Consider the following 22,229-nt stretch of genomic DNA (forward strand, 5'->3'; position numbering starts at 1 on the left):
GTCTTACTCCTGAACTTTTGCCGCACCGTTGCGGCGGCGCCGCGTCAGCATGGCGAGCAGATCCTTGTCAAGCGCGCCGGTGACGAAGGCCGCGGCAAAGAAGACCGCGCCTCCCGCGCCGCACAGCGCGGCGAGCGCGCCGACGCGCTGCACGACATTGCCGCCGTACCAAGGCTGCATCAGCGGCATCATCCACCACAGCAGCGCTGCCATCGCGGCGACCGCGACGAGCTGGCGCGCGATCCGTCCCGCGAGCTTCGCGGTGAAATGAAACCAGCCGCGGCGGTGCAATATGCCATAGAGCAGCAGGCAGTTGAGGCTCGCCGAGACCGCGGTCGCGCCCGCGAGCCCGACGATCCCGAAGCGTTCGACGACATAGAGGTTGATCGCGATATTGACGATCAGCGACGCGAGCGCCGTCCACACCGGGGTCCGCGTATCCTCGCGCGCGAAGAAGCCGGGGTTCAAGATCTTGACGATGACATAGGCGGGCAGCCCCGCGACGAGCGCGACGACGATATGCGCCATCGTCGCGCCGTCGGCGCCGGTGAACTTGCCGCCGACGAAGAAGGCGGTGACGAAGGCGGGCGCGCAGATGGCGAGCGCGGCGGCGGCGGGCAGCGTCAGCAGCGTCGCCATCTCGAACGCGTTGGCCTGCAGCCGCTGCGCCTCGGCGGCGTCGCCGCCGTGGATATGGCGCGACAGCATCGGCAGGATCGCGGTGCCGAGCGCGATGCCGACGATGCCGAGCGGAAGCTGGTTCAGCCGGTCGGCGAGCTTGAGCAGAGTCAGCGATCCCTGCGGCAGCGAGGTCGCGAAGAAGGTGTCGACGAACTGGCTGACCTGATAGATGCCGGCGCCGAAGGTCGCGGGCAGGATCAGCATCCCCAGCCGTTTCACCTCGGGGGTGAATTTGGGGAAGCGGAAGCGCAAGGCCAGTCCGGCCCGGCGCACCGACCACCAGAGATAGGCGAGCTGGGCGATTCCGGCGAGGCTGACCGAAACGGCGAGCGCTTCGGCGACGATCCGGTCGTCGCCGCCGGGCCCGCGCAGCCACCAGCCGGTGATGATGCCGCCGATCAGCAGGATGTTGAGCAGCACCGGCGCGAACGCCCCGGGTGCGAAGCGCGAGCGCGCGTTGAGCAGCCCCGACAGCATCGCGACGAGGCTGATCAGCGCGAGATAGGGGAAGGTCACCCGGCTCAGGAACACCGCGAAGTCGAACTTGCCCGGCACGTTCTGGAAATCGCGCGCGAGAATCCAGACGATCCCCGGCATCGCGATCATCATCACCGCCGAAAAGGCGAGCAGGACCCAGAGGAAGACCGAGAGCACGTCGTCGGCGAATCGCGCCGCGGCTTCCTCATCCCCTTCGCCATGCAGCGCGCGGCTGTACATCGGCACGAAGGCGACCGAGAAGGCGCCCTCTGCGAACAGGCGGCGGAAGGTGTTGGGCAGGGTGAAGGCGAGCTGGAAAGCGTCGGCCGCGAGCCCGGCGCCGAGCACGCGGGCGAGCAGCATGTCGCGCACGAAACCGAACAGGCGGCTGACCATCGTCAGCCCGCCGATCGTCCCGACGCTCTTGACGAGGCTGGTCATCTCTTAAGCGCCTCCCCTTTAGGAGAGGGGTGGGGGCCAGCGGCGTAGCGCGAGGCTCGAAGACCCCACTCGCGGCGACCAGGCAGCAAGCTGCCAAGTCTCGCTGCCCTCCCCTGAGGAGGAGGGGATTGAAGCATGATCGCCCGAATGATCAGATCAGGCCTGGCCGACCGGCGCCATCTCGCCAACGTCGCCCTGCGCTTGCGCCTGCTGCATGAACAGACCGTGGAAATCGATCGGTTCGAGGAGCAGCGGCGGGAAGCCGCCGTCGCGGACGACGTCGGCGACGACACGGCGCGCGAAGGGGAAGAGGATGCGCGGCGCTTCGGCGAGGAAGAAGGGCTGAAGCTGGTCGTCGGGGACGTTGCGGACCCCGAACAGCCCGGCATATTTCAGGTCGACGACGAACATCGTGCCCTCGTCGGACTTCGAGCTGATGTCGATCTTCAGCGATACTTCATAGAGATTCTCGCCGACATTGTCGGCGCCGATGTTGAACTGGACGTCGATCTGTGGCGCCGATTGCCACTGGTAGGCGGCGGGGGCGTTCGGATTCTCGAACGACAGGTCCTTCACATATTGCGAGATCAGGCCGATCGCGGGCGCGGTGTCTTCGCCATTCGCCTGCGGGGCGGGATTGATGTCGGTGCCGGTCTCGTCAGCCATGATCGTAACGCTTTCGTTGGAAATACAAGGACAGGGTCCGCCCGGGGACGGCCCAGAGACGGAAGGTTGCGGCGGCGCTTAGCAGCGGCGGCGGAACAGCACAATGGGCGCCGCGCGCCGCCCGGGACGCCCGGAATCGTTGACCATCGTTGACCCGCCGCGCCGCCGGGGCCATGGTGGTTTGAAACATGGCCATGGATCGCCTATATATCGGCCGGATAGACTTTCCCGTAATAATCGGATTCTGCCTGTGACTGCTTTTTCGATCGTCCTGCTCGCCATGATCGCTGCCTTTCTGGGTATGCGGCTCTATTCGGTGCTCGGCAAGCGGACCGGGCACGAGCAGGAACCCGTTCTGCCGCGGCGTGACGAACGCGCGGCGGCCTCGCCCGCTCCGGTTCGCCTCGACGAGGGCGAGGCGCCCGCGGCGCTTCCCGCCGCCGGTGCCAGCGGTGCCGGGCTCGTCTATGAACCCGCGGCCGAGGCCGGCCTTCGCCAGTTGCTCGCCGCCGACCGCCATTTCGACGCCGGCCGCTTCATGGAGGGCGCCGAGGCGGCGTATCGCATGATCCTGGAGGCCTTCTGGGCGGGCGACCGCGAGACGCTGCGCGACCTCTGCGACGACGACAGCTACGAAGGTTTCGTCGAAGCGATCGAGGCGCGCGACGCGCGCGGCGAAAAGCTCGACAACCGCCTGGTCGGCATCGATTCGGCGAAGATCACCGCGGTCGAGCTCAGCCGCCGCGAGGCGCGGATCACGGTGCGCTATCAGGCCGACATCAGCGCGGTGACCCGCGATGCCGAGGGCAAGATGATCGCGGGCTCGATGAGCGACGCGGCGCAGGCCGACGATCTCTGGACCTTCCGCCGCCAGATCGGCAGCAGCGATCCCAACTGGTTGCTCGACGAAGTCGAAGCCGCCTGACCTCCATGCGGGGGGTCGCGACGGCGGGCGCGCCGCGGGCTCGGGCTTGCGGATTCGCGATTTTTGCCATCCTGCCGTTATTGTCGGGCTGTGCCTCGGTAATTCCCGAGGCGGGAAGCCGTCCTGTCACGACCCGACCTGCGCCGGCCCCCACGCCGTCGTCGGGCACGCCCTCCTATACGCCGCGCCCATCGGCGCCCACGAGCGCGGCGGCGAAGCCGATTCCGGCGACCCCCAATCCGCCGCTGCCGGCGCCCGCGCCGCCCGCCACCGCGACCACCGCCGCCGAGGCCGGGGTCCTTGCCGGTCCCGAGTATAACGAACTCGGCGTCGCGGCCGACCAAGCGACCGCCGCGCTCAAGGCGTTCCGGCTGAGCTGCCCGTCGTTGCTCCGCCGCACCGATGCGAGCGGCCTCACCCGGAACGGCGAATGGGCCGAAAGCTGCAGCGCTGCGCCGGGCTGGGCCGATCGCGACGCGAGCAATTTCTTCAGCCGTTATTTCGGGACGGTGCAGGTCGGCGCGGGCACGGCGTTCGTCACCGGATATTACGAGCCCGAGATCGCGGCTTCGCGCGACAAGCGCCCGGGCTATGACGTCCCCATTTATCGCCGGCCCGCCGATTTGGTCGACGTCGACCTCCGGCTGTTCTCGAAGGAATTGCAGGGCAAGAAGATCCGCGGCCGCGTCGACGGCAGCAATTTCGTGCCCTATTACGACCGCGCGACGATCGAGAGCGGCGCGCTCGCGGGGCGCGGACTCGAAATCGCCTGGGCGGCCGACGCGGCCGAATTCTTCTTTCTTCAGGTGCAGGGCTCGGGACGGCTTCGCCTGCCCGACGGCAGCGTCATGCGTATCGGCTATGACACGCAGAACGGCCGCGATTATGTCGGCATCGGCAAGCTGCTGCTCGATCGCGGCGAACTTCAGCCGGGGCAGGCGTCGATGCAGGGCATCCTCGACTATCTGCGCGCCGACCCCGTGCGCGGCGCGGCGGTGATGAACGAAAATCCGAGCTGGGTCTTCTTCCGCGAACTGACCGGCCCCGGTCCGCTCGGCGCGCTGGGCGTTCCCGTCACCGGCCGCGCGAGCGTCGCCGCCGATCCCAAATATGTGCCGCTCGGCGCGCCGGTCTTCCTCTCGCTCGACCGCGCCGAGCCGAACGGCCTCTGGATCGCGCAGGACACCGGCGGCGCGATCAAGGGTGCGAACCGCTTCGACAGCTTCTGGGGCGCAGGCGAGGCCGCGCGCGCCATCGCCGGCGGCATGGCGGCGCGCGGCTCGGCGCTGCTGCTGCTGCCGCGCGCAAGCGTCGCGCGGCTCACGGCGCGCTGAGGCCCACGTGCCGCGGCGACTCGATCCCGACGAAGCCGCGCTGTGGAAGAAGGTCGCGGCAACCGTCGCTCCGCTGGCGAAGCGACCGGCGCCGCTCGACCCCAAGGCGCCGCCGACGATCAAGCCGCCCAAGACGGTCGTGCGCGCGGCCGCACCTGCCGCCGCGCCGCGTCCTTCGTCACCGCTGCCGCCGCCGCGCCGGACCTGGGCGAGCAGCACGCTCGACGGTCATTGGGACCGGCGGCTGCGCAAGGGACTCGTGCGCCCTGACATGAGCATCGATCTTCACGGCCATACGCTGGCGTCGGCGCAGGCGCTGCTCGACGAGGCGATCGGCCGCGCGCTGCTGCGCGGTGCGCGGGTGCTGCTGGTGGTCGCGGGACGGCTGCGGCCGGGCGCCGACCGCCTGCCGCAGATGCATGGCGACCCCCGCCCGCGCGGCGCGATCCGCGCCTCGCTGCCCGACTGGCTGTCGATATCGCCCCATGCCGACCGGATCGTCGCGCTGCGCCCGGCGCATATCAGTCATGGCGGCGGCGGCGCGGTCTATGTCATCCTGCGCCGGGCGCGCGAGGAATAATCTCACGCAAAGGCGCAAAGGCGCGAAGAAGAAAGACTCACACAAAGACACAAAGAGGTTGCGCTAACCATAGGCAGCGGTTTGTCGCCGCAGGCCACAATAAAGAAGGCGCTTCGCGCAATCCCAATAACAACGGCACTTGCATGGGCTGCCCTCTTTGTGTCTTTGTGTGAGATATCTCCCTTTCTTCTTCGCGCCTTTGCGTGAGATAAATTCAATCGAGCAACGCGCGCATCAATATTCCGCGATAGATGGCGGTCAGCTTGTGCAGGTCGTCGACCGCGACCGCCTCGTCGAGCTTGTGCATCGTCGCATTGGGCAGCCCGAACTCGACCACCGGGCAGAGCGCGTGGAGGAAACGCGCGTCGGAGGTGCCGCCGGTCGTCGACAATTCGGGGCGAAGGTCGGTTTCGGCGTGGATCGCCTCGGCGACCAGCTCCGACAGGTCGCCCGGCGGGGTGAGGAAGGCTTCGCCTGAAATCTTGCCGAGCACCTTCGCTTCGGGCTCGACGTCACGCGCCAGCCGCTCGACCATCGCGACGAGGTCGGCGCCGCGATGCTGGTCGCTGAAGCGGATCGACAGCCGCGCGCGCGCCGAGGCGGGGATGACGTTGGTCGCGCCGTTGCCGACCTCGATATCGGTGAATTCGATGTTCGACGGCTGGAACCAGTCGGTCCCGGCGTCGAGGCTGACCGCGTCGATCGCGGCCAATATCTTCACCAGCTTGGGGATCGGATTGTCGGCAAGGTGCGGATAGGCGACGTGGCCCTGCGTCCCCGGCACGTCGATCCAGATGTTGACCGACCCGCGCCGTCCGATCTTCACCATGTCGCCGAGCCTGTTCGCCGACGTTGGTTCGCCGACGAGGATCATGTCGGGCTTCACCCCGCGCGCGTCCATATGCTCCATGAGCGCGCGGGTGCCGAAGATCGCGGGGCCTTCCTCGTCGCCGGTGACGATCAGGCTGATCGTTCCCGCTTCGGGCGGCGTCGCGGCGGCGGCCGCGACGAAAGCGGCGATCGCGCCCTTCATGTCGACCGCGCCGCGGCCGTAGAGCAGCTCGCCGCGAACCTCGGGCGCGAAGGCGTCGCTCGTCCAGCCGACGCCCGGCGGCACGACGTCGAGATGCCCGGCAAAGCCGAAATGCACTGGCCCCTTGCCCATCCGCACCGCGAGCAAGTTCTCGACCGGCCCGTCGGGCTCGATCCCGTCGATGAAGCGCTCGACCGTGAAGCCGAGCGGGATCAGCGCCGCCTCCAGCACGTCGAACACGGCGCCGGTGGCGGGCGAGATGCTCGGCGCGGCGATCAGCGCCTGAGCGAGGGCGACGGGGTCGACAGCATGGGTCATGCCGCTCCCTTACCCCGTCGCGCGCGCTCAAGTCGAGGCTTTGCATCGCGGCGATAGTGTGCGAAACAAAGGAAGAACAAAGAAGGGATTGCCCGATGCCCAAGCTCGACCTCGACGCCATTCCGCAGACCAACGCCACCGGCTATCCCGCGCCCTATGACGCGCCCGTGCAGGGGCGCTGGTATCGCCGCCTCGCGCCGCCCGCGGGCCTCGGCGATTTCGCGGCGAGCCACGTCGTGCTGAAACCCGGCGCCTGGTCGTCGCAGCGCCACTGGCACGACGGCGAGGACGAGATGCTGGTGATGATCGCGGGCGAAGCGGTGCTGATCGAGGATGACGGGCGCTGGCCGATGCGCCCCGGCGATATCGCGGTGTGGCCGAAGGGGAGCACCAACGGCCATCATCTGGTCAACGAATCGGATGCCGACTGCGTGTTCGTGGCGCTGGGCGGCGGCAAGAAATACGACACCGGCGGCGGCTATTCGGACATCGACATGCTGTTCACGCCCGACGGCTATTTTCACAAGGACGGCACGCCTTATCCGACGACGCGGCTTCCGTAGGCCGGTGCGAGGATGTGGCGGCTTTGGAGCGGAAGTCTTTCGCCGCGCCATCCCACTTCCGTCATCCCGGGCCTGACCCGGGATCCCGCTTCTTTGAAGGCACCGGCCCGCTTCTCCAAATAGCGGGACCCCGGATCAAGTCCGGGGTGACGATGCTGCTCAGTCCGCAACCGGTCTGCCGCCGCCGTCCGGCTCAACCCTCGGCCGGGCCCTCGAACGCTTCGATCACCCACTCCTCGGCCTGCGCGCCGCCGATCCATTCCTGCATGTGCGGGTGGCTGACCACCGCCTGGCAATAGGGAATGGCGAAGCGGGGGAGCGGGATCGAGTAGGTGATGAAGCGGGTGACGACGGGCGCGAACATCATGTCGGCCGCCGACCAGTCGCCGAACAGATAATCGCCCTCGCCGCCGAAGCGCGCGCGCGCCTCGGCCCAGATCTGCATGATGCGGATGACGTCGGCCTGGACATCGGGCGCGAGCTCGGCGGCGGGATAGATGCGGCGGATGTTCATGCTGCAATCGCGGCGGAGCGCGGCGAAGCTCGAATGCATTTCGGCCGCCATCGAGCGCGCCATCGCCCGCGCCGCCATATCCTCGGGCCAATAGCCGCGGGTGCCGCCGGTCTTTTCGTTGAGATAGTCGACGATCGCCAGGCTGTCCCAGACGACGGTGTCGGCGCCGTCCCACAGGATCGGCACCTTGCCGCCCGACGGCGCGAACTCGTCGCCCTCGCGGCGGTTCGACCAGTCCTCGTCATAGAGCGGGACGGCGACTTCCTCGAAGGGCAGGGCGCTGTGCCGGGCCGCGAGCCAGCCGCGCAGGCTCCAGCTCGAATAGGCCTTGTTGCCGATGAACAGTTTCATGCGCTCTCCGGTTTTCCCTCCCGCTTGCGGGAGGGGCGAGGGGAGGGCCTGTTTCGGCCCGGAATCCCCTTAACATGCCCTCCCAGTCGCGGGTTGGCCAGCCCCCGGCTGGCCAAGAATGTGCTGCGGGCACATTCGACCCGCAACTCCCCTCCCGCAAGCGGGAGGGGGGAATTACGACTCAACCGCCTCCAGCACCGCGGCGCGCAGCTCGGCGATTCCGAGGCCTTTTTCGCTGCTCGTCGCGATCACCTCGGGGTGCGCGGCGGGGTGCTTGCGCGCCTCGGCCTCGGTCGCGGCCTGGACGGCGGCGAGGTCGCTTGCCTTGATCTTGTCGGCCTTGGTGAGCACGAGGCGATAGCTGACCGCCGCGGTGTCGAGCATTTCGAGCACCTCGCGGTCGACGTCCTTGATGCCGTGGCGGCCGTCGATCAGCACCAGCGTGCGCTTGAGCACCTGCCGGCCGCGCAGATAGTCGTTCACCAGGAAGCGCCATTTCTTGACGACGTCCTTCGGCGCCTTGGCGAAGCCATAGCCGGGCATGTCGACGAGCCGGAACACCAGGGGCGCGCCGACGTCGAAATAGTTGAGCTCCTGCGTCCGCCCCGGCGTGACCGAGGTGCGCGCGAGCCCGTTCCGGTTCGTCAGCGCGTTGAGCAGCGACGATTTGCCGACGTTCGAACGGCCCGCGAAGGCGATCTCGGGCACTGAAGGCGCGGGCAGGTGCTGGAGCGCGGGGGCCGATTTCAGGAAGACGATCGGGCCCGCGAACAGCTTGCGCGCGCGTTCGGGGAGCGTGGGGTCGGTTTCGAGCGATTCAGTCATGGCGCGTGCCCCTGCGAAGGCAGGGGCCCATCTCCTGTTGTCTAAGTCCGAAGCCACCGGAGATGGGCCCCCGCCTTCGCGGGGACACACGCCGATGACGACGGCTCTATTTTACCGGCGCCGCGCGAAGCTGCGGGAACTTGCGGTACATGAACTGCTGCTGCGCGATCGACAGGCAGTTGTTCGTGATCCAGTAGAGCAGCAGGCCCGCCGCGAAGGGCGCCATGATGAACATGAACAGCCACGGCATGATCTTGAACACCTGCTGCTGCACCGGGTCGGTCGCCTGCGGATTGAGGCGGAACTGCAGGAACATGGTGACGCCGAGGATCAGCGCGAGCGGCCCGAGGGCGAGCAGCGACGGCGGCGTGAAGTTCAGGAGGCCGAACAGGTTGAGGAAATGCGCCGGGTCGGGCGCCGACAAATCCCTGATCCACAGCGCGAAGGGCTGGTGGCGCATTTCGATCGTCAGCATCAGCACCTTGTAGAGCGCATAAAAGATCGGAATCTGGAGGACGATCGGCAGGCAACCCGCGAGCGGATTGATCTTCTCGTCCTTGTAGAGCTTCATGAGCTCCTGTTGCTGGCGCTGCTTGTCGTCCTTGTAGCGTTCCTGCAGCGCCTTCATCTTGGGCTGGACGAGGCGCATCTGCGCCATCGAATGGAACTGGCGCTGCGCGACCGGGAACATCAGCGCGCGGATGATCACCGTCAGCAGCATGATCGCGACGCCGAAATTGCCGACCTGCTGGAACAGCCAGTCGAGCAGCTTGAAGATCGGCTTTTCGAAGAATTCGAACCAGCCCCAGTCGATCGCGTTCGACAGGCGCGGGATGCCCGCGTCCTGATAGGCCGACAGGGTGCTGACCTCCTTCGCGCCGGCGAAGATGCGGCTGGTCGTCGTGACCTGCTTGCCCGGCGCGACCGCCGCGAAGGGGCGCGCGAAGAGCGTCTGGTACGTGTCCGCCGCAGGCGCGGTGATCGACGCGGTGACGCGCTCGTCCTTAGCCGGGATGACGGCGGCGAGCCAATATTTGTCGGTGAAGCCAAGCCAGCCCGCCGCGCCATATTTGAACGCTTCGCCCTTATCGAGGTGCTTGTAGTCGACGTCGAACACCGACTTGCCGTCGAGGTAGCCGGTCGGGCCGATGTGATTCGTCCAACTGCTCTGCTCGTGCGGGTCGGTCGGCTTGCCGAGGCGGTCGATCAGCGCGAAGCTGCTCGCGTTGACCGGCGCGGCGCCGGTGTTGGCGATCGTCTGCTTCGCGGTGATCAGATAATCGGCATCGATGCTGTAATCGATGCGAAAGCTCTGGCCGGTGCCGTTCGCCCAGCTCAGCGTCACCGGAGTCGTCGGAGTGAGCTTCGCGCTGCTCGCGGTCCAGACGGTTGCGGGGCCCGGAACCTCGACGCCCTGCTGCGCGGCCCAGCCGACGCTCGCATAATAAGCGGCCTTGGTGTTGCCGGGGGCGAAGAGCCGGACGGGGGGCGAATCCTTCTTGATCGTCTGGCGATATTTGGTGAGCGTGATGTCGTCGATGCGTGCGCCGACAAGATTGATCGAGCCCGACAGCGCCGGGGTTTCGATCGCGATGCGATTGCCCGCGGCGAGCGCGGTTTCGAGCGGCACGACCGTCGGGGTGGCCGGGGCGGCGGCGTGCGGTGCCGCCGGGGTGCCGGGTTGCGCGGGCGCCGCCGGGGTCGCTGCCCCGTCCGCGCCTGCGACGGTTTTCATCACATCGGGCTTCGGCGGGGTGGGCAAGAATTTCTGCGAGACGAAGTTCCAGCCGAGCAGGATGGCCGCCGACAGCAAGATTGCCGTGATCCAGTTACGCTTGTCGTCCACGCTGTTCGGTCTCTCTTCGTCTCAAAATGTCGGGAAAGGACGCCTTACGGCACCGGGTCGTAACCATGGCCCCCCCAAGGGTGGCAGCGCAATAGCCGCTTTGTCGCCAGCCAGCCACCCTTGATCGCACCATGGCGTTTCAGCGCGATGATCGCATATTCGCTGCACGACGGCGCGTAGCGGCATGTCGGCGGCAATATCCGCGACGGGCCGAGTTGCCAGCCGCGCGCGATCAGGATGAGCAGGCGGGCGATCATACGAAAGTCGCGCAAAACAGCGCAACTTCACTCGCAATGCGCATGTTCGACACGAGCGGGAACGGGCTCATGCCAAAATCCTATGCCAGTGAAGCAATGTAGGACAGCCGGTCATTTCGCGAGCTTCTTCGCCGCGCGCTTCAGCGCCGATTCGAGATGGCCGGCCAGTTCGGCAAAGGCGATGGCGTTCCCGCCCGGTCGGCCGATCAGCACATGATCGGCGCCAGCGATTCCCGATTCGGGCAGCGCGGCGCGCGCCAGCTCGCGGAAGCGCCGCTTCATCCGGTTGCGGGTGACGGCGCCTCCGACCTTTTTGCTGACGGTAAAGCCGATGCCCGGCACAGCGTCATCGTCGCCGCGCGGGCGGACGAGCAGGACGAAGCCGGGCATGGGAAAGCGAAGGCCGCGGTTCGCGGCCAGAAATTCGCTGCGTTTGGAAAGTGTTCGCACCAGCCCAGATCCTTCCAGGCTCGGCGGCGAAGCGTCGGCGCTTAGGCCGACAGCTTCTTGCGGCCCTGCGCGCGGCGGTTGGCCAGAACCTTGCGGCCGCCGACGGTCGCCTTGCGGGCGCGGAAGCCGTGACGGCGCTTGCGCACGAGGCGGCTCGGTTGATAGGTGCGCTTCATCGCGGTTTTCCCTAGATCTCGTCAAATGCTGCAACAGAAAAGGGCCGCCAAGCGTGGGCGGCCACTGTCGGGGGCGCGGATAAGCGGGATTCGGGACAAAGTCAATCGTCATCGAGGATATCCCCGATCCGGTCGCGGGCGCGGCGGCGGGCGGCGCTGACGCGGCGCATCACCCGGTCGGTCCAGTCGCCGTAGCGCGGATGGCGCCGCTTGAAGCGGACATAGCGGCGTTTCGCCCAGGCGCTGTTCTGCAAGGCCAGCATCAGCCCGAGCGGGGACAGGATGATGAAGCCGGGGCCGGGCAGCGGGGCGATGATTACCCCGGCGACGATCAGCAGCACCCCGGCGCAGAACAGCATGGTGCGGACCTGCGCGTTCGATCGCAATCGCTGGTAGAGGCTGCGCCCTGTCATGGCAGGCGATGTGGGAAAGGCCGGGGTGAGTTGCAACCCTAAAACACGTCGCCTTTCGCAGGGGAATGGCGACGATCAGTTCAGCGTCACGAAGCGGGCCATGTCGGCGCGGGTCAGATAGCGGACATTGTCGAACGGCGTCGCGTTGGTGAGCGCGTAGAAGGCGCGGGCCTTCGCATCGTCCATGCCCATTTCGCGGTAATAGCCCAGATATTCGGCGTGGACCGGATCGTCGGCGGGATAGTCGTTCGCTTCGCGGCCGGTTTCGTCGGCCCAGCTATGGACGCCGAATTCGGCGTCGGGCGCGGCGCGGCGGACGGCGCCCGCGAGCCAGAGCTCGACCGCGCCCGACCGCACCGAGCCGCCGCTCGGAACGATCGTTTCGAGCCCGGCGCGGCGGACCGCGCGGGCGAGGATCAGATTGGCCTCCTCGTCGAGGCTGCCGGGGCAGTCGATCATCTCGAGCCGCTTGAGGCCGGGAAAGGCCGCGAGCATCGCCGCGAACTGGCGCGGGGTCGCCGAGGTGACGTCGCCCGCCATGCGGACCGTCGTGCCGTCGACGACCGCGAAGGGACCGAAGCGGGCCTTCGCCTGGCCGAGCGTCGCGAGGGTGGCCGAGGGGGCGTAGCGTCGCGTCGCGCCGAGATCGGCGTCTTCGGCGAGCCCCTCGTCGGCGAGCAGTGCGGCGCTTTCGTCGATGACGTCGCCATCGTCCGCGTCGGCGCTGTCGTCGCCCGTGTCATAAGTCCACGTCACCGTGGTGGTGACCACGACCTGCTGGGCGCTGGCCGGGGCGAACGCCAACAGCGCCACGAAAGCTGCGATGATAAGGGTACGGACGAGGGCGGCCGGTGAAACCATGGGCCCGCCTTCGCGCGCGCGCGGTTTCCAAAGGACGAAGCGGCAGCGTCAGTGCGGCGTTAACCGCGATATGGGACGGCGTTTATAATATCCTCGCCATCCCGGCGAAGGCCGGGATCTCACCGGAGCGTTATTCCGATAGGGCGAGATCCCGGCCTTCGCCGGGATGACGGATGGGCATTCAATCGGCCTCGCAGAGCGCCTTCAACTGCTCGGCCACCGCGCTCCAGCCGGGGGTGAAGCCCATCTCCTCGTGGCTTTTCACCGCCTCGTCGGTCCAGTGGCGCGCCCAGCCGGTGAAGCGGGTGCCGCCCGCTTCGGGCTCGATCTCCCAGCCGCCGATCATGAAGGGACCGGCGGGGGTGAGGCGGCCGCTCGCGTCGCGGACGACCGCGTCGGTGGTGACGAATCGCCGGCCCGGCACGACTTCGAGGAACATCCCGTCACTGGGCATCGTCTCGCCCTCGGGCCCGTGCATCGTCATCGCGCAGCGGCCGCCGGTACGAAGGTCGATCGCGTCGAGCGTGACGGTCCAGGGCTTCGGGCACCACCATTCGGCTATGCGGTCGGTCATCACCTGCCACACCTTGCCCGGCGGCGCGGCGATGAAGGTCGATACCGAGAGTTCGCGGGGTTCGCTCATGGCTTCTTCTCCTGGGGTCAGTCGCGGTCGGGGGCGCCGAGCGGGAAATAGGCGCGGTAGGGGCGCGCGTCCTCGACGCAGCGGGCGACCGACGGATGCGCGAGCAGGCGGGCGCGATAGGCGCTCAAATTCGCGTGGGTTTCGGCGATCGGATGAACCCAGTCGGCGTAGAAGAGCGACGGGGCCGCGGCGCAATCGGCGAGGCTGAAGCCGCCCGGCGCCGCCCAGCCGCCCGCCGCCAGTTCCCTGTCGAGCCAGCCGTAGATGGTCTCGAGCTTTGCCTTTGCCTGCTCGACGATCATCGGCAGGTGATTTTCGGGGCCGCGCAGCGCGTCGTTCACCACCTCCTGCATCGGGGTCATGACATGATTGTCGAAGACGCGGTCGAGCAGGCGGACCTGCAGCGCCGCCTCGAAATCCTGCGGGATCAGCCGCGGTTCGGGCGCCAGATGGTCGAGATATTCGATGATGATCGACGCCTCGAACCACACGCGGCCGTCGTCGCCGACGAGCAGCGGGAACTTGCCGATCGGCCAGTGCGATTTGAGTTCCTCGCCATGCTGCGGCCATTCGGCCTCGAGGATGCGATAGTCGAAGGCGATGTCCTTTTCATAGAGCGCGATCAGCGCCTTCCAGGTGTAGCTCGAAAAGGGGTGACCATAGAGGATCGGCATCAGGCGGCCTTTCGCGTCAGCCATGCCAGCGGCAGGCCGATGAAGAAGATATGGGGAAAGAGCGCGACCGCGCCCTTGACGAGGTCGGCGGGCGGGAAGGGCGCGCCGAAGCGGAGCGGCAGGACGAGCGCATTCATCACCAGATAGAGGATGACGCCATAGAGGGTGCCGGTGAGCCACCATGGTTCGCGCAGCGCCGGGGCGCGGCGGACGGCTGCGAACCAGAAGGCGACCATCGCGCCCATGATCGCATAATGGGTGCCAAGCCCCGCGAGCGCGCCGCCGAGGCCCCAGCCGGCGGCGCCGTCGCCGAACGGCCCTTTGGCGACGCCGCGCAGCATCGTGCCGGGATCGCTCCCCGCCAGCACGCTCCACACCGAGGCATAGAGGATGTCGAGCGTGCCGCAGAGCGCCCAGGCGAAGAGCAGGGGGTTACGCCGGGTCAACGGCTTCGCCCCTCACCGCGGCCTCGATCGCCGCGATGTCGATCTTCTTCATCGTCATCATCGCGTCGAAGGCGCGCTTCGCGACCGCGGGGTCGCCGCCCATCGTTGCGTCGGTCAGGGCGCGCGGGGTGATCTGCCAGTTGAGGCCCCATTTGTCCTTGCACCAGCCGCAGGCGCTTTCCTGCCCGCCGTTACCGACGATCGCGTTCCAGTAACGGTCGGTTTCCTCCTGCGTGTCGGTGTGAACCTGGAAGGAAAAGGCCTCGCTGTGCGGAAAAATCGGTCCGCCGTTGAGGCCGACGCAGGGAATGCCGAGGACGGTGAAGTCGACCGTCAGCGCATCGCCCTGCTTGCCGCCGGGAAAGTCGCCCGGCGCGCGGTGGACGGCCCCGACCCGGCTGCCCGGAAAGGTCGCGGCATAGAAATTGGCGGCTTCCTCGGCATCCTTGTCGTACCAGAGGCAAAGGCTGACCGGCTGGGCTGTGGGTTGTGTCGTGGGCTGGTTGGGCATCATTTCTCTCCTTTGACGGGGGTTCCGATCGACCATGTATGGCCGAACGGGTCGGTGACCTGTGCGTAGCGGTCGCCCCAGAACATATCCTCGGGCGGCATGCGCGGGGTCGCCCCGGCCGCGATCGCGCGGTTGTACCAGGCGTCGGTATCATCGACCTGCAGATGCAGCGTGACGCCCGACGGCGGCACCATCGCGCCGCCGGTATATTCGGGAAAATCGTCGTGCATCATCAGCGACGCGCCGTTGACGATCAGGTGCGCGTGCATCAGCCGCACGCCGTCGTCGGCGAGCATGCGCGCCTGTTCGGTCGCGCCGAACGCCTTTCCATAAAAGTCGATGGCCTCGGCGCCGCGCTTGTCGGGAATCGCCAGATGCGGGGTCAGGCCGGTTGTCGGTCCCTGGTTTTCCATGATGCTTCTCCTCTTCCTTTATAGTTCAGTCGTCGTAGCGCAGGCTGGGATACCAGTCTGTGCCGCGCCCCTCGGGGGTCAGGTCGAGCAGGTTCCACAGCGAATTGGGATCGGGGGCGCCGTGCGGGTCCTGCCCCGGATCGGCGATTTCCGGTCCGCCCTCGACGCTCCAGAAATGGCGGATCTTTCCGTCCCGGCGCGTGAAGACGCTATAGCCTGCCGTGTCCTCGTCGGGCGTCTCGCCGATATAGTCCTGCCAGAAATCGCCGGTCGGGTCCGAATAGAGCTTGAGGTGATTCCAACCCTGTTCGCGCGCGAAGGCGGCGATACGGGGATAGGGCGAGCGCGCGACGATCGCGAAGCCAAGGCGCCGTTCGAGATGCGGAACCTCCGGGTCCCAATTCGCGACCGTCGCGGTGCACATCGGGCACGCCTGCTTGCGTTCGAGGCCGTACATCATGCCATAGACGAACAGCGTGTCATGGCCGCCGAACAGATCGGCGAAGCCGACCTCGCCCGCCGCGCCGATGAAGCGATAGTCCCGCGTCACCTCGCCGCCGGGCGGAAGCGCGCGCCGCTGCGCCGCGACGGCCGCGAGGTGGCGGCGCAACTTGATCTCCTCGACCAGCAGCGCGTCGCGCGCGGCGCGATAGTCGGCGCTCTCGTTCGGCAGCAGCCGGCGTTTGCTGTTTCGCACCAGCTCTTCGGCGGGGACCAGTTTGCGGTCATCGGTCATGTCGCTTTCCTTTCCTGCCCCCGATTGCCTCGTTCGCCTATTGGCGCGGGCCGACGAGTCCAAAGGCAGCGCCCTGTGGATCGACGCCGTTCATCGCGAACTCGCCGCCGGGAATCTCCATCGGCTCGCTGGTGATGGTGCCGCCGTTCGCGGTCACCGCGGCATGGGCGCGGCCGATGTCGTCGACGCCGATATAGAAGCTCCACATCGGGGCGGGCATGCCGGGCATCAGCGGCATCACGGCGCCGATGCCGACCTCGCCGCGCTGGAGGAAGCGATAGGCGCCCATGTCGCCCATATCCATCGCGCCGTCCTGCCCCCAGCCGAAATGCCGGGTGTAGAAGGCGATGGCGGCGTCGGGATCGCTCGTCGACAGCTCGTTCCAGCGGATGCGCTGCGGCTGGTCGACCGAGAAGACGTCGCTCTCCATTTCCTCCATGCCGGGGGGCGGAACCGGGTCCATGATATAGAAGGCGGCGCCTTGCGGGTCGGACACCATCGCGATGCGCCCGACGGGCAGGTCGGTGGCGGGCATATGCACCGCGCCGCCGTCGGCCTTGATCGCGGCGATCGCGGCATCGACGTCGGGGGTGTGGATATAGCCGAGCCACGCCGGCTGCGCCCCGCCCGCGAGCATGTCGGCATTCAGCGCGAGGATGCCGCCGGCATTGCCGCCGTCGCTGCGGCCGATCATGCGATAATCGACGTCGCCCGCGGCGGGATCGCGTGTCGCGGCGATCGTCCAGCCGACGACGGCGCCATAGAAGCGCGCGGCGCCCGCCGGGTCGGGGGTCATCAGTTCGTACCAGATGAAGTTGGCGGCGTCGGTCATCGCTTGGTTCCTTCCACGGTCGGGAAATAGTCCCCGCGGCCCGCGGGGGTCATGTCGAGCAGGCCCCACAGCGAATCGACGAGATCGCCGGCGCGGTGGTGCTGGCCGGGGTCCGACGGTGCGAACGCCATTTCGCTGCCCCAGTGATGGCGGACGGTATCGCCGTCCTTGCAGAAGACGTTGAAGATCGTCTCGTCCCACTCCTCGCCATCGTCCAGATTGCGCTCGGCGCGCATCGCGGGGGGAAATTTGCGCGTGTCGCCGAAATAATCGGCCGAATAGCGGGTGGTGACGTCCGACAGGAACGTCAGATGATGCCAGCCGCGCAGCCGCGCCCATTCGACGAGCCGCGCGATCGGCGATTTGGCGACGATATAGAGCGGCGCGCGGTCGTCGATATAGCGCGCGCCGCCGTCGACCGAATCGAGCATGTGCGTGCAGCCGGGGCAGGGAACATCGCGGTCGGGACCAAACATGAAGCTGTAGAGGATGATGCTTGGCCTTTCGCCGAACAGTTCGGACAGCGTCACCGTCTCGGGGCGCTGGTGCGCACCGATGCGCTCGAAGACATAATCCTCGGCGATCTCGCCGCCGGGGGGCAGGGCGCGGCGCTGCGCGGCGACCACCTCGATCCGGCGGCGGAGCGCGATCTCTTCGTCCAGAAGCGCGTTGCGCGCGGCACGATAGGCGGCGCTTTCGTTGGGATAGGCGATATGGTCCATGGTTTTTTCTCCTGATCCTCCCTGCCGCGCAGCGGTGGGGAGGGGGACCGCCGCGAAGCGGTGGTGGAGGGGTCGCGACGTCGCGCCAGTGCCCCTCCGTCAGCCCTTGCGGGCTGCCACCTCCCCATGGCTTCGCCACAGGGAGGATTAGTTCACGCCTCGACGATCGGCGCGAAGCCGCCGTAGATCATGCGCTTGCCGTCGAAGGTCTGGTCGTTCGGATCATGCTGCATCCGCTCGTCCTTCATCACCTTGTCCCAGCCGGCCATGCGCGTGTCCTTGTCGGGCCATTCGACCCAACTGAAGACGACGGTTTCGCCGTCCTGCCGGTGCGCGGCGCGGTGGTAATCGGTCACCTTGCCGTCGGGGACGTCGTCGCCCCACGCTTCGACGACGCGCGTCGCGCCATGGTCGCGGAAGACTTCGGAGGCCTTGGCGGCCATCGCGCGATAAGCGTCCTTGTTGCCGTCGGGGACGGGGACGAGATAGCCGTCGACATAGCCCATGGTGCCCGCAGCCCGGTCGTCGATCATCGAATCGAAACCCGCGAAGATCATCCGCATTCCGTCGAAGGGCATGTTCGCGCCCATCGCCTCCATGCGCGGATCGCTCATTATCTTCTCGTTCGCGGCGTCGCGGGTCGCCTTGTCGGGATATTCGAACCAGCTGAAGACGACGGTTTCGTCGGGCTTCGCCTGCACCGCGCTCTTGAAATCGTTGACCTTGCCGTCGGGGACGTCGTCGCCCCAGGTCTCGACCATCCGGGCTGCGCCATACTCCTTGAACAGCGGGGCCGCGTCGGCGGCGTGCTTGCGATAAGCTTCCTTGTTGGCGGTCGGCACCGCGAGCACGAATCCTTCTACATAGGTCATCTTGTCTCTCCTCGGGGGCAGGCGTTCGGGATCAGGCGGCGGGCGGTCCCGCTTCTTCGCTGAAGGCGGCAAGCTGCGCGGCAAGCGCGCGCTGGAAGGCGGGGCGGGCGAGGCAGCGGTCCAAATAGGCCTGCAGCCGCGGCTGCTCGGCGACCAGGCCGGCCTCGACGGCTTCGCGGAGCACGGTCGCCATTGCGATGTCGGCGACGGTGAAGTCGCCCGCCAGATAGGGTTTGTCGCCGATGGCGTCGTTCAGACGGCCGAGCCGGCCCTGAATGAACTCGATCAGGCTTGGGCGGCGGAGCTTCGCCCATTCCTCGTCCTTCGCGAACAGGTCGACATTGCCGAGCTCGAACAGCATCGGCTCGACGCTGTTATAGGCAGCGAACAGCCAGGCGAACGTGTTGGCGCGTTGCTGCGGGTCGCGGGGCAGCAGCCGCGCGTCCTTTTCGGCGAGGTGGAGCAGGATCGCGCCGCTTTCGAACAGGCGGACGCCGCCGTCGTCGAGCACCGGCACCTGACCCCATGGCTGGAACAGGAAATGGTCGGCGGGGCGGTTGATCGCGCTGATCAGATGCTCGGCATAGTCGAGCCCGATCTCCTCGCACGCCCAGCGCGGGCGGAGATCGCGGACGAAGCCGCGCGCGAAATCGGGCACCCAGTCGAAAGCGGTGATTTCGAGGCGGCTGTCGGGGTTCACGGGCATGGCTCTCTCCTCAAAAGGGGTTCAGGCGGGCAGCGGTTCACCGACCGCGCAGTCGGCGAGATGCGCCGCCATCGCGCTTTGAAAGGCCGGGCGCGATGTGCCGCGCGCGACATAGGCGGTCAGATTGGGGTGCGGGGCGATCAACGGCGGAGGGGCATTGCGCAGCACGTCGATCATCACGATGTCGCCGATCGAAAAATCAGCTTCCAGCCAATTGCGATCCCCGAGCGCTTGCGACAAGCGGGCCAGCCGCTGTTCGGCAAAGGGTTTCGCCGCTTCGATCGCGCCCGCCTGCCAGTCGGTGCCCTGTCCCTTGACGGTCAGCACGACGAGGGTCTGGATCATCGGTTCGACGCTGTTGAGCGCGGCGATCATCCAACTGATCGCGCGCCCGCGCCCTTTTGCGTCGCGCGGCAGCAGGCGCGCGTCGGCCTCGCCGATGTGGATCAGGATCGACCCCGTTTCGAACAGGATCAGGTCATCCTCCTTATAGACCGGAACCTGTCCGAACGGCTGATCGGCGAGATAGGCCGGTGCCTTGTCCTCGAAAATGCCGCCGATTAGCCGTGTGTTGTAGCGCTGCCCGATTTCGTCGAGCGCCCAGCGGATACGAATGTCCTTGATGCGGCCAAAAGCGAAGTCGGGAACCGATCGGTAGGCGGTGATCTCTGGCACGGCAGACATGGTTCGTTCCTCTTCTCTTTATCTTCTTTTCGTCATCCCGGCGAAGGCCGGGATCTCATCTTTGCGTCCGTCCGCTCTGTCGAGATTCCGGCCTTCGCCGGAATGACGATGAAATGAGTTTCGCTATTGGATTGCTCCCTTCGACAGCGGAATCAGCGCGCGGACGCGGGGATCGCGCAGCCAGAGGCCGCCCCACAGCATCAGGCCGAGGTAGACGCCGAACAATATGTGGCTGAACAGCGGGCTGTGGATGCGGACATGCGTGGCGACCGCGCCGCCGAGATAGGCGGTGATCAGGATCGCGCCGAGAATGGCGGTGCGCGGCCAGATGTAAAGCAAAGTCGGGATCAGCAGCAGCGTGCCGAGCAGAGTCATCGTCGGCACGTCGAGCGGCCATCCGAGCCCCGGCGGGCTGTATCGGATCGCGGTTTCGGGCGACACGAGCTTGAGCCCGGCGTCGAAGAGGAGGAAAAGGATCACAAGACCGCTCAGGATGCGGCCTGCGATCAACGGGCCCTTGGCGGGACCGCTCTCGCTGGAGATGGGGTCGGTCATCTCTTCCTCCTCTCCCATACTCTTGTCAGGCGGCCGCTTCGGCGGGCTCGCCGGCCGGGATCGCCGTCGGGTCCATCCACATCACTTCCCAGATATGGCCGTCGGGATCCTCGAAACTGCGGCCGTACATAAAGCCATAATCCTGCGTCGGGGTCGGATCGGCCTTGCCGCCCGCGGCGACCGCCTTGTCGACCTGTCCGTCGACCGCGTCGCGGCTGTCGGCCGAGACGCAGAGCAGCACCTGCGCAGCCTGATGCGCGTCGGGGATCGTCTTCGACGTGAAGGTCGCCCATTTGGCGTGTGTCAGCAGCATGACGTGGATCGACCCTTCGGCGACGACCATGCAGGCGGCGGTGTCGTCGGTGAAGGCGGGGTTGTTGGTCGCGCCGACCGCTTCGTAAAAAGCTTTCGACTTTTCGAGGTCGGTGACGGGCAGGTTCACGAAAATCATCTGGGGCATCGTTTCTCTCCTGGGGGTATATGTTGTTGTCAGGCGGCGGTTTCGGGGATCGGCGCCTCGCCATTGGCGACCGCGGGGTCCATCCAGAACGGGCCCCAGACGTGACCGTCGGGGTCGAGAATGTCGCGGCCGTACATGAAGCCGTGATCCTGCGCCGGATTGATGTCGGCGGTGCCGCCGGCTTTGGCGGCGGCCTCTGCCATCGCATCGACCGCTTCCTTGCTGCCGAGCGCCAGCGCGAGCGACACCTCGCTCGACCCGCGGTCGGCGATCGGGCGGTCGGTGAAGCTCTTCCATTTGTCGTGGGTCAGGATCATCACGAAGATCGTCTCCGACCACACCATCGCGACGGCGATGTCGTCGGTGAAGCGCGGTTCGTTGGTGAAGCCGATCGCTTCGTAAAAGGCCATCGACCGGGCGAGGTCGGCGACCGGAAGGTTTACGAAGATCATCTTGGGGGTGTCGGACATGGGAAACTCCTCTCGCTTCCTGATAGTGTCGGCTTGATCAGGTCCGCCCGAAGATCATGCGGACATAACGTGTCAGATGGGCGACGCTTTCCCTGGCAATCGCCGGATCGTTCGTCGTTTTCGCCAGAACGAAGCCGCCTTGCAGCACCGACTGGATATGGCGCGCGAGGTCGAGCGCGGTCATGCCGTCGGGGGCGCCATAGGCGTCCATCGCCGCCTCGATGTCGGGCGCCAGCGCCTCGCAATAGGCGGCGATGCTCGCCTCGCAGGCGAGGCGGATCGATTCGCTCGTCGCATAGGCGTCCTGCACCATCGTGCCGATGAAGCAGGTGAAGCCGTCGACCGGACCGTGAAGCAGCGAAAAGCGGAAATCGATGTGGCCGAGCAGGCGGTCGAGCGGATCTTCGAGCTTCGTATGCGGCAGCATGTCGAACATCGGCCGCGCGCGCTCGGTCCACGCCTCGGCGGCGGCGACCGCGAGCGCTTCCTTCGATTCGAAATGATGGAAGAAGGCGCCCTTGGTGACCCCGGCGGCGGCGCAGATCTGATCGACCGTGGTCGCAGCATAGCCCTGCCGCCGCACTTCCTGATGCGCGGCGGCAATCAGCTTGGCGCGCGCGCTGCCACGCGGGGTGCGGGCGGGAGGACTGGAGGAGTGAGTCGCTGTCATGCGAATCTACATACCGACTGGTTGGTATGTTGTCAAATCATCTGCGATGACGAAACCAAGACGGTGCTAAAAGGACTCGACCTTCATGCGCCTCGGCTTAAAAGCATAAAGAACAAAGGGGGAT

At 66.9% G+C, this 22,229-nt stretch carries 30 protein-coding genes and 1 pseudogene; 4 read left to right on the forward strand and 27 right to left on the reverse strand.

The window, feature by feature from the left end; translation table 11 throughout:
• Positions 1-3: 3 nt before the first annotated feature.
• Positions 4-1,599, reverse strand: a complete 1,596-nt coding sequence (murJ, locus tag VHO04_RS07135) for a murein biosynthesis integral membrane protein MurJ (RefSeq protein WP_329627671.1) — start codon at positions 1,597-1,599, stop codon at positions 4-6.
• Between the two features lie 156 nt (positions 1,600-1,755).
• The gene (secB, locus tag VHO04_RS07140) at positions 1,756-2,265 is read right to left on the reverse strand and encodes a protein-export chaperone SecB (protein ID WP_257549104.1); all 510 of its coding nucleotides are present in this window, start codon (positions 2,263-2,265) and stop codon (positions 1,756-1,758) included.
• Between the two features lie 250 nt (positions 2,266-2,515).
• Between secB and VHO04_RS07145 the strand changes: the two genes are divergently transcribed.
• From VHO04_RS07145 to VHO04_RS07155, 3 genes are read left to right on the forward strand one after another with little or no spacing between them, the layout of a single operon-like run.
• Positions 2,516-3,190, forward strand: a complete 675-nt coding sequence (locus tag VHO04_RS07145) for a Tim44/TimA family putative adaptor protein (RefSeq protein ID WP_329627672.1) — start codon at positions 2,516-2,518, stop codon at positions 3,188-3,190.
• Between the two features lie 5 nt (positions 3,191-3,195).
• Positions 3,196-4,524 (forward strand): murein transglycosylase A, encoded by a 1,329-nt coding sequence (locus VHO04_RS07150; RefSeq protein WP_329627673.1) that lies wholly within the window; start codon positions 3,196-3,198, stop codon positions 4,522-4,524.
• A gap of 7 nt (positions 4,525-4,531) precedes the next feature.
• Positions 4,532-5,104 carry a Smr/MutS family protein gene (locus VHO04_RS07155; protein ID WP_329627674.1) on the forward strand — a complete coding sequence of 191 codons (573 nt, stop codon included), beginning with the start codon at positions 4,532-4,534 and terminating at the stop codon, positions 5,102-5,104.
• A 214-nt stretch (positions 5,105-5,318) separates the two neighbouring features.
• Here the strand turns inward: VHO04_RS07155 and dapE are convergent, their stop codons facing one another.
• Positions 5,319-6,455: a succinyl-diaminopimelate desuccinylase gene (gene dapE / locus VHO04_RS07160; protein WP_329627675.1), complete on the reverse strand. Its 1,137-nt coding sequence runs from the start codon at positions 6,453-6,455 to the stop codon at positions 5,319-5,321.
• A gap of 95 nt (positions 6,456-6,550) precedes the next feature.
• On the opposite strand from dapE, the gene VHO04_RS07165 reads away from it, so the two are divergent.
• On the forward strand, positions 6,551-7,018 hold the full coding sequence (locus VHO04_RS07165) for a cupin domain-containing protein (RefSeq protein WP_329627676.1): 468 nt from the start codon (positions 6,551-6,553) through the stop codon (positions 7,016-7,018).
• A 193-nt stretch (positions 7,019-7,211) separates the two neighbouring features.
• On the opposite strand, the gene VHO04_RS07170 is transcribed toward VHO04_RS07165, so the two are convergent.
• The 24 genes and pseudogenes from VHO04_RS07170 to VHO04_RS07285 form a co-directional block, all read right to left on the reverse strand.
• Complete coding sequence (locus VHO04_RS07170; protein ID WP_329627677.1) at positions 7,212-7,883, reverse strand: glutathione S-transferase family protein; 672 nt, start codon at positions 7,881-7,883, stop codon at positions 7,212-7,214.
• Positions 7,884-8,057: 174 nt separating this feature from the next.
• Positions 8,058-8,708, reverse strand: coding sequence for a ribosome biogenesis GTP-binding protein YihA/YsxC (yihA, locus tag VHO04_RS07175; RefSeq protein WP_329627678.1), 651 nt, complete (start codon positions 8,706-8,708; stop codon positions 8,058-8,060).
• A gap of 106 nt (positions 8,709-8,814) precedes the next feature.
• A complete protein-coding gene (gene yidC, locus VHO04_RS07180) occupies positions 8,815-10,554 on the reverse strand; it encodes a membrane protein insertase YidC (RefSeq protein WP_329627679.1) in 1,740 nt (579 codons plus the stop codon).
• A 44-nt stretch (positions 10,555-10,598) separates the two neighbouring features.
• Entirely contained in the window at positions 10,599-10,811 is a 213-nt protein-coding gene (gene yidD, locus VHO04_RS07185) for a membrane protein insertion efficiency factor YidD (protein ID WP_067180668.1), read from the reverse strand.
• A 111-nt stretch (positions 10,812-10,922) separates the two neighbouring features.
• A complete protein-coding gene (gene rnpA / locus VHO04_RS07190; protein WP_329627680.1) occupies positions 10,923-11,261 on the reverse strand; it encodes a ribonuclease P protein component in 339 nt (112 codons plus the stop codon).
• 41 nt (positions 11,262-11,302) lie between these two features.
• Positions 11,303-11,437: a 50S ribosomal protein L34 gene (gene rpmH / locus VHO04_RS07195; protein WP_054586364.1), complete on the reverse strand. Its 135-nt coding sequence runs from the start codon at positions 11,435-11,437 to the stop codon at positions 11,303-11,305.
• A 101-nt stretch (positions 11,438-11,538) separates the two neighbouring features.
• Positions 11,539-11,850 (reverse strand): PGPGW domain-containing protein, encoded by a 312-nt coding sequence (locus tag VHO04_RS07200; protein WP_329627681.1) that lies wholly within the window; start codon positions 11,848-11,850, stop codon positions 11,539-11,541.
• Positions 11,851-11,925: 75 nt separating this feature from the next.
• Positions 11,926-12,711, reverse strand: coding sequence for an alpha/beta hydrolase (locus tag VHO04_RS07205; protein WP_329627682.1), 786 nt, complete (start codon positions 12,709-12,711; stop codon positions 11,926-11,928).
• A 181-nt stretch (positions 12,712-12,892) separates the two neighbouring features.
• Positions 12,893-13,354, reverse strand: coding sequence for an SRPBCC domain-containing protein (locus VHO04_RS07210; protein ID WP_329627683.1), 462 nt, complete (start codon positions 13,352-13,354; stop codon positions 12,893-12,895).
• Between the two features lie 17 nt (positions 13,355-13,371).
• On the reverse strand, positions 13,372-14,052 hold the full coding sequence (locus tag VHO04_RS07215; protein ID WP_329627684.1) for a glutathione S-transferase family protein: 681 nt from the start codon (positions 14,050-14,052) through the stop codon (positions 13,372-13,374).
• A complete protein-coding gene (locus VHO04_RS07220; protein WP_329627685.1) occupies positions 14,028-14,474 on the reverse strand; it encodes a hypothetical protein in 447 nt (148 codons plus the stop codon). Before VHO04_RS07220 ends, VHO04_RS07215 begins: the two co-directional genes overlap by 25 nt.
• The gene (locus VHO04_RS07225; protein ID WP_329627686.1) at positions 14,461-14,985 is read right to left on the reverse strand and encodes a VOC family protein; all 525 of its coding nucleotides are present in this window, start codon (positions 14,983-14,985) and stop codon (positions 14,461-14,463) included. Before VHO04_RS07225 ends, VHO04_RS07220 begins: the two co-directional genes overlap by 14 nt.
• The gene (locus VHO04_RS07230) at positions 14,985-15,398 is read right to left on the reverse strand and encodes a VOC family protein (RefSeq protein ID WP_329627687.1); all 414 of its coding nucleotides are present in this window, start codon (positions 15,396-15,398) and stop codon (positions 14,985-14,987) included. The genes VHO04_RS07225 and VHO04_RS07230 overlap by 1 nt, the downstream gene beginning before the upstream one ends.
• A gap of 25 nt (positions 15,399-15,423) precedes the next feature.
• Complete coding sequence (locus tag VHO04_RS07235; protein WP_329627688.1) at positions 15,424-16,134, reverse strand: DUF899 family protein; 711 nt, start codon at positions 16,132-16,134, stop codon at positions 15,424-15,426.
• Positions 16,135-16,171: 37 nt separating this feature from the next.
• Complete coding sequence (locus VHO04_RS07240; protein WP_329627689.1) at positions 16,172-16,966, reverse strand: VOC family protein; 795 nt, start codon at positions 16,964-16,966, stop codon at positions 16,172-16,174.
• Positions 16,963-17,688, reverse strand: a complete 726-nt coding sequence (locus VHO04_RS07245) for a DUF899 family protein (protein ID WP_329627690.1) — start codon at positions 17,686-17,688, stop codon at positions 16,963-16,965. Before VHO04_RS07245 ends, VHO04_RS07240 begins: the two co-directional genes overlap by 4 nt.
• 152 nt (positions 17,689-17,840) lie before the next feature.
• Positions 17,841-18,194, reverse strand: a complete 354-nt coding sequence (locus VHO04_RS07250; protein WP_329627769.1) for a DUF1428 domain-containing protein — start codon at positions 18,192-18,194, stop codon at positions 17,841-17,843.
• 33 nt (positions 18,195-18,227) lie between these two features.
• A pseudogene (locus VHO04_RS07255) lies at positions 18,228-18,560 on the reverse strand (DUF1428 domain-containing protein); the annotation flags it as partial.
• Positions 18,561-18,591: 31 nt separating this feature from the next.
• Complete coding sequence (locus tag VHO04_RS07260) at positions 18,592-19,266, reverse strand: glutathione S-transferase family protein (RefSeq protein WP_329627691.1); 675 nt, start codon at positions 19,264-19,266, stop codon at positions 18,592-18,594.
• A gap of 21 nt (positions 19,267-19,287) precedes the next feature.
• Positions 19,288-19,950 carry a glutathione S-transferase family protein gene (locus tag VHO04_RS07265; RefSeq protein ID WP_329627692.1) on the reverse strand — a complete coding sequence of 221 codons (663 nt, stop codon included), beginning with the start codon at positions 19,948-19,950 and terminating at the stop codon, positions 19,288-19,290.
• 123 nt (positions 19,951-20,073) lie between these two features.
• Positions 20,074-20,505 carry a DoxX family protein gene (locus VHO04_RS07270; RefSeq protein ID WP_329627693.1) on the reverse strand — a complete coding sequence of 144 codons (432 nt, stop codon included), beginning with the start codon at positions 20,503-20,505 and terminating at the stop codon, positions 20,074-20,076.
• A 25-nt stretch (positions 20,506-20,530) separates the two neighbouring features.
• The gene (locus VHO04_RS07275; RefSeq protein ID WP_329627694.1) at positions 20,531-20,965 is read right to left on the reverse strand and encodes a VOC family protein; all 435 of its coding nucleotides are present in this window, start codon (positions 20,963-20,965) and stop codon (positions 20,531-20,533) included.
• 29 nt (positions 20,966-20,994) lie between these two features.
• Positions 20,995-21,435 carry a VOC family protein gene (locus VHO04_RS07280; protein WP_329627695.1) on the reverse strand — a complete coding sequence of 147 codons (441 nt, stop codon included), beginning with the start codon at positions 21,433-21,435 and terminating at the stop codon, positions 20,995-20,997.
• 37 nt (positions 21,436-21,472) lie between these two features.
• Entirely contained in the window at positions 21,473-22,105 is a 633-nt protein-coding gene (locus VHO04_RS07285; RefSeq protein WP_329627696.1) for a TetR/AcrR family transcriptional regulator, read from the reverse strand.
• Between the last annotated feature and the right edge of the window lie 124 nt (positions 22,106-22,229).

Source organism: Sphingopyxis sp. (assembly GCF_036261875.1).
Lineage (GTDB): Bacteria > Pseudomonadota > Alphaproteobacteria > Sphingomonadales > Sphingomonadaceae > Sphingopyxis.

What these genes read in the sequence shown, in the direction of transcription:
- VHO04_RS07280 (WP_329627695.1), bottom strand. Translation starts at nt 21,435, where the DNA reads ATGTCCGACACCCCCAAGATGATCTTCGTAAACCTTCCGGTCGCCGAC.
- VHO04_RS07210 (WP_329627683.1), bottom strand. Translation starts at nt 13,354, where the DNA reads ATGAGCGAACCCCGCGAACTCTCGGTATCGACCTTCATCGCCGCGCCG.
- VHO04_RS07235 (WP_329627688.1), bottom strand. Translation starts at nt 16,134, where the DNA reads ATGACCGATGACCGCAAACTGGTCCCCGCCGAAGAGCTGGTGCGAAAC.
- VHO04_RS07200 (WP_329627681.1), bottom strand. Translation starts at nt 11,850, where the DNA reads ATGACAGGGCGCAGCCTCTACCAGCGATTGCGATCGAACGCGCAGGTC.
- VHO04_RS07270 (WP_329627693.1), bottom strand. Translation starts at nt 20,505, where the DNA reads ATGACCGACCCCATCTCCAGCGAGAGCGGTCCCGCCAAGGGCCCGTTG.
- yihA (WP_329627678.1), bottom strand. Translation starts at nt 8,708, where the DNA reads ATGACTGAATCGCTCGAAACCGACCCCACGCTCCCCGAACGCGCGCGC.
- VHO04_RS07275 (WP_329627694.1), bottom strand. Translation starts at nt 20,965, where the DNA reads ATGCCCCAGATGATTTTCGTGAACCTGCCCGTCACCGACCTCGAAAAG.
- secB (WP_257549104.1), bottom strand. Translation starts at nt 2,265, where the DNA reads ATGGCTGACGAGACCGGCACCGACATCAATCCCGCCCCGCAGGCGAAT.
- VHO04_RS07250 (WP_329627769.1), bottom strand. Translation starts at nt 18,194, where the DNA reads ATGGGCTATGTCGACGGCTATCTCGTCCCCGTCCCCGACGGCAACAAG.
- VHO04_RS07165 (WP_329627676.1), top strand. Translation starts at nt 6,551, where the DNA reads ATGCCCAAGCTCGACCTCGACGCCATTCCGCAGACCAACGCCACCGGC.
- VHO04_RS07230 (WP_329627687.1), bottom strand. Translation starts at nt 15,398, where the DNA reads ATGGAAAACCAGGGACCGACAACCGGCCTGACCCCGCATCTGGCGATT.
- dapE (WP_329627675.1), bottom strand. Translation starts at nt 6,455, where the DNA reads ATGACCCATGCTGTCGACCCCGTCGCCCTCGCTCAGGCGCTGATCGCC.
- yidD (WP_067180668.1), bottom strand. Translation starts at nt 10,811, where the DNA reads ATGATCGCCCGCCTGCTCATCCTGATCGCGCGCGGCTGGCAACTCGGC.
- rpmH (WP_054586364.1), bottom strand. Translation starts at nt 11,437, where the DNA reads ATGAAGCGCACCTATCAACCGAGCCGCCTCGTGCGCAAGCGCCGTCAC.
- VHO04_RS07205 (WP_329627682.1), bottom strand. Translation starts at nt 12,711, where the DNA reads ATGGTTTCACCGGCCGCCCTCGTCCGTACCCTTATCATCGCAGCTTTC.
- VHO04_RS07245 (WP_329627690.1), bottom strand. Translation starts at nt 17,688, where the DNA reads ATGGACCATATCGCCTATCCCAACGAAAGCGCCGCCTATCGTGCCGCG.
- VHO04_RS07260 (WP_329627691.1), bottom strand. Translation starts at nt 19,266, where the DNA reads ATGCCCGTGAACCCCGACAGCCGCCTCGAAATCACCGCTTTCGACTGG.
- VHO04_RS07150 (WP_329627673.1), top strand. Translation starts at nt 3,196, where the DNA reads ATGCGGGGGGTCGCGACGGCGGGCGCGCCGCGGGCTCGGGCTTGCGGA.
- VHO04_RS07170 (WP_329627677.1), bottom strand. Translation starts at nt 7,883, where the DNA reads ATGAAACTGTTCATCGGCAACAAGGCCTATTCGAGCTGGAGCCTGCGC.
- VHO04_RS07240 (WP_329627689.1), bottom strand. Translation starts at nt 16,966, where the DNA reads ATGACCGACGCCGCCAACTTCATCTGGTACGAACTGATGACCCCCGAC.
- VHO04_RS07215 (WP_329627684.1), bottom strand. Translation starts at nt 14,052, where the DNA reads ATGGCTGACGCGAAAGGCCGCCTGATGCCGATCCTCTATGGTCACCCC.
- VHO04_RS07265 (WP_329627692.1), bottom strand. Translation starts at nt 19,950, where the DNA reads ATGTCTGCCGTGCCAGAGATCACCGCCTACCGATCGGTTCCCGACTTC.
- murJ (WP_329627671.1), bottom strand. Translation starts at nt 1,599, where the DNA reads ATGACCAGCCTCGTCAAGAGCGTCGGGACGATCGGCGGGCTGACGATG.
- VHO04_RS07285 (WP_329627696.1), bottom strand. Translation starts at nt 22,105, where the DNA reads ATGACAGCGACTCACTCCTCCAGTCCTCCCGCCCGCACCCCGCGTGGC.
- VHO04_RS07225 (WP_329627686.1), bottom strand. Translation starts at nt 14,985, where the DNA reads ATGCCCAACCAGCCCACGACACAACCCACAGCCCAGCCGGTCAGCCTT.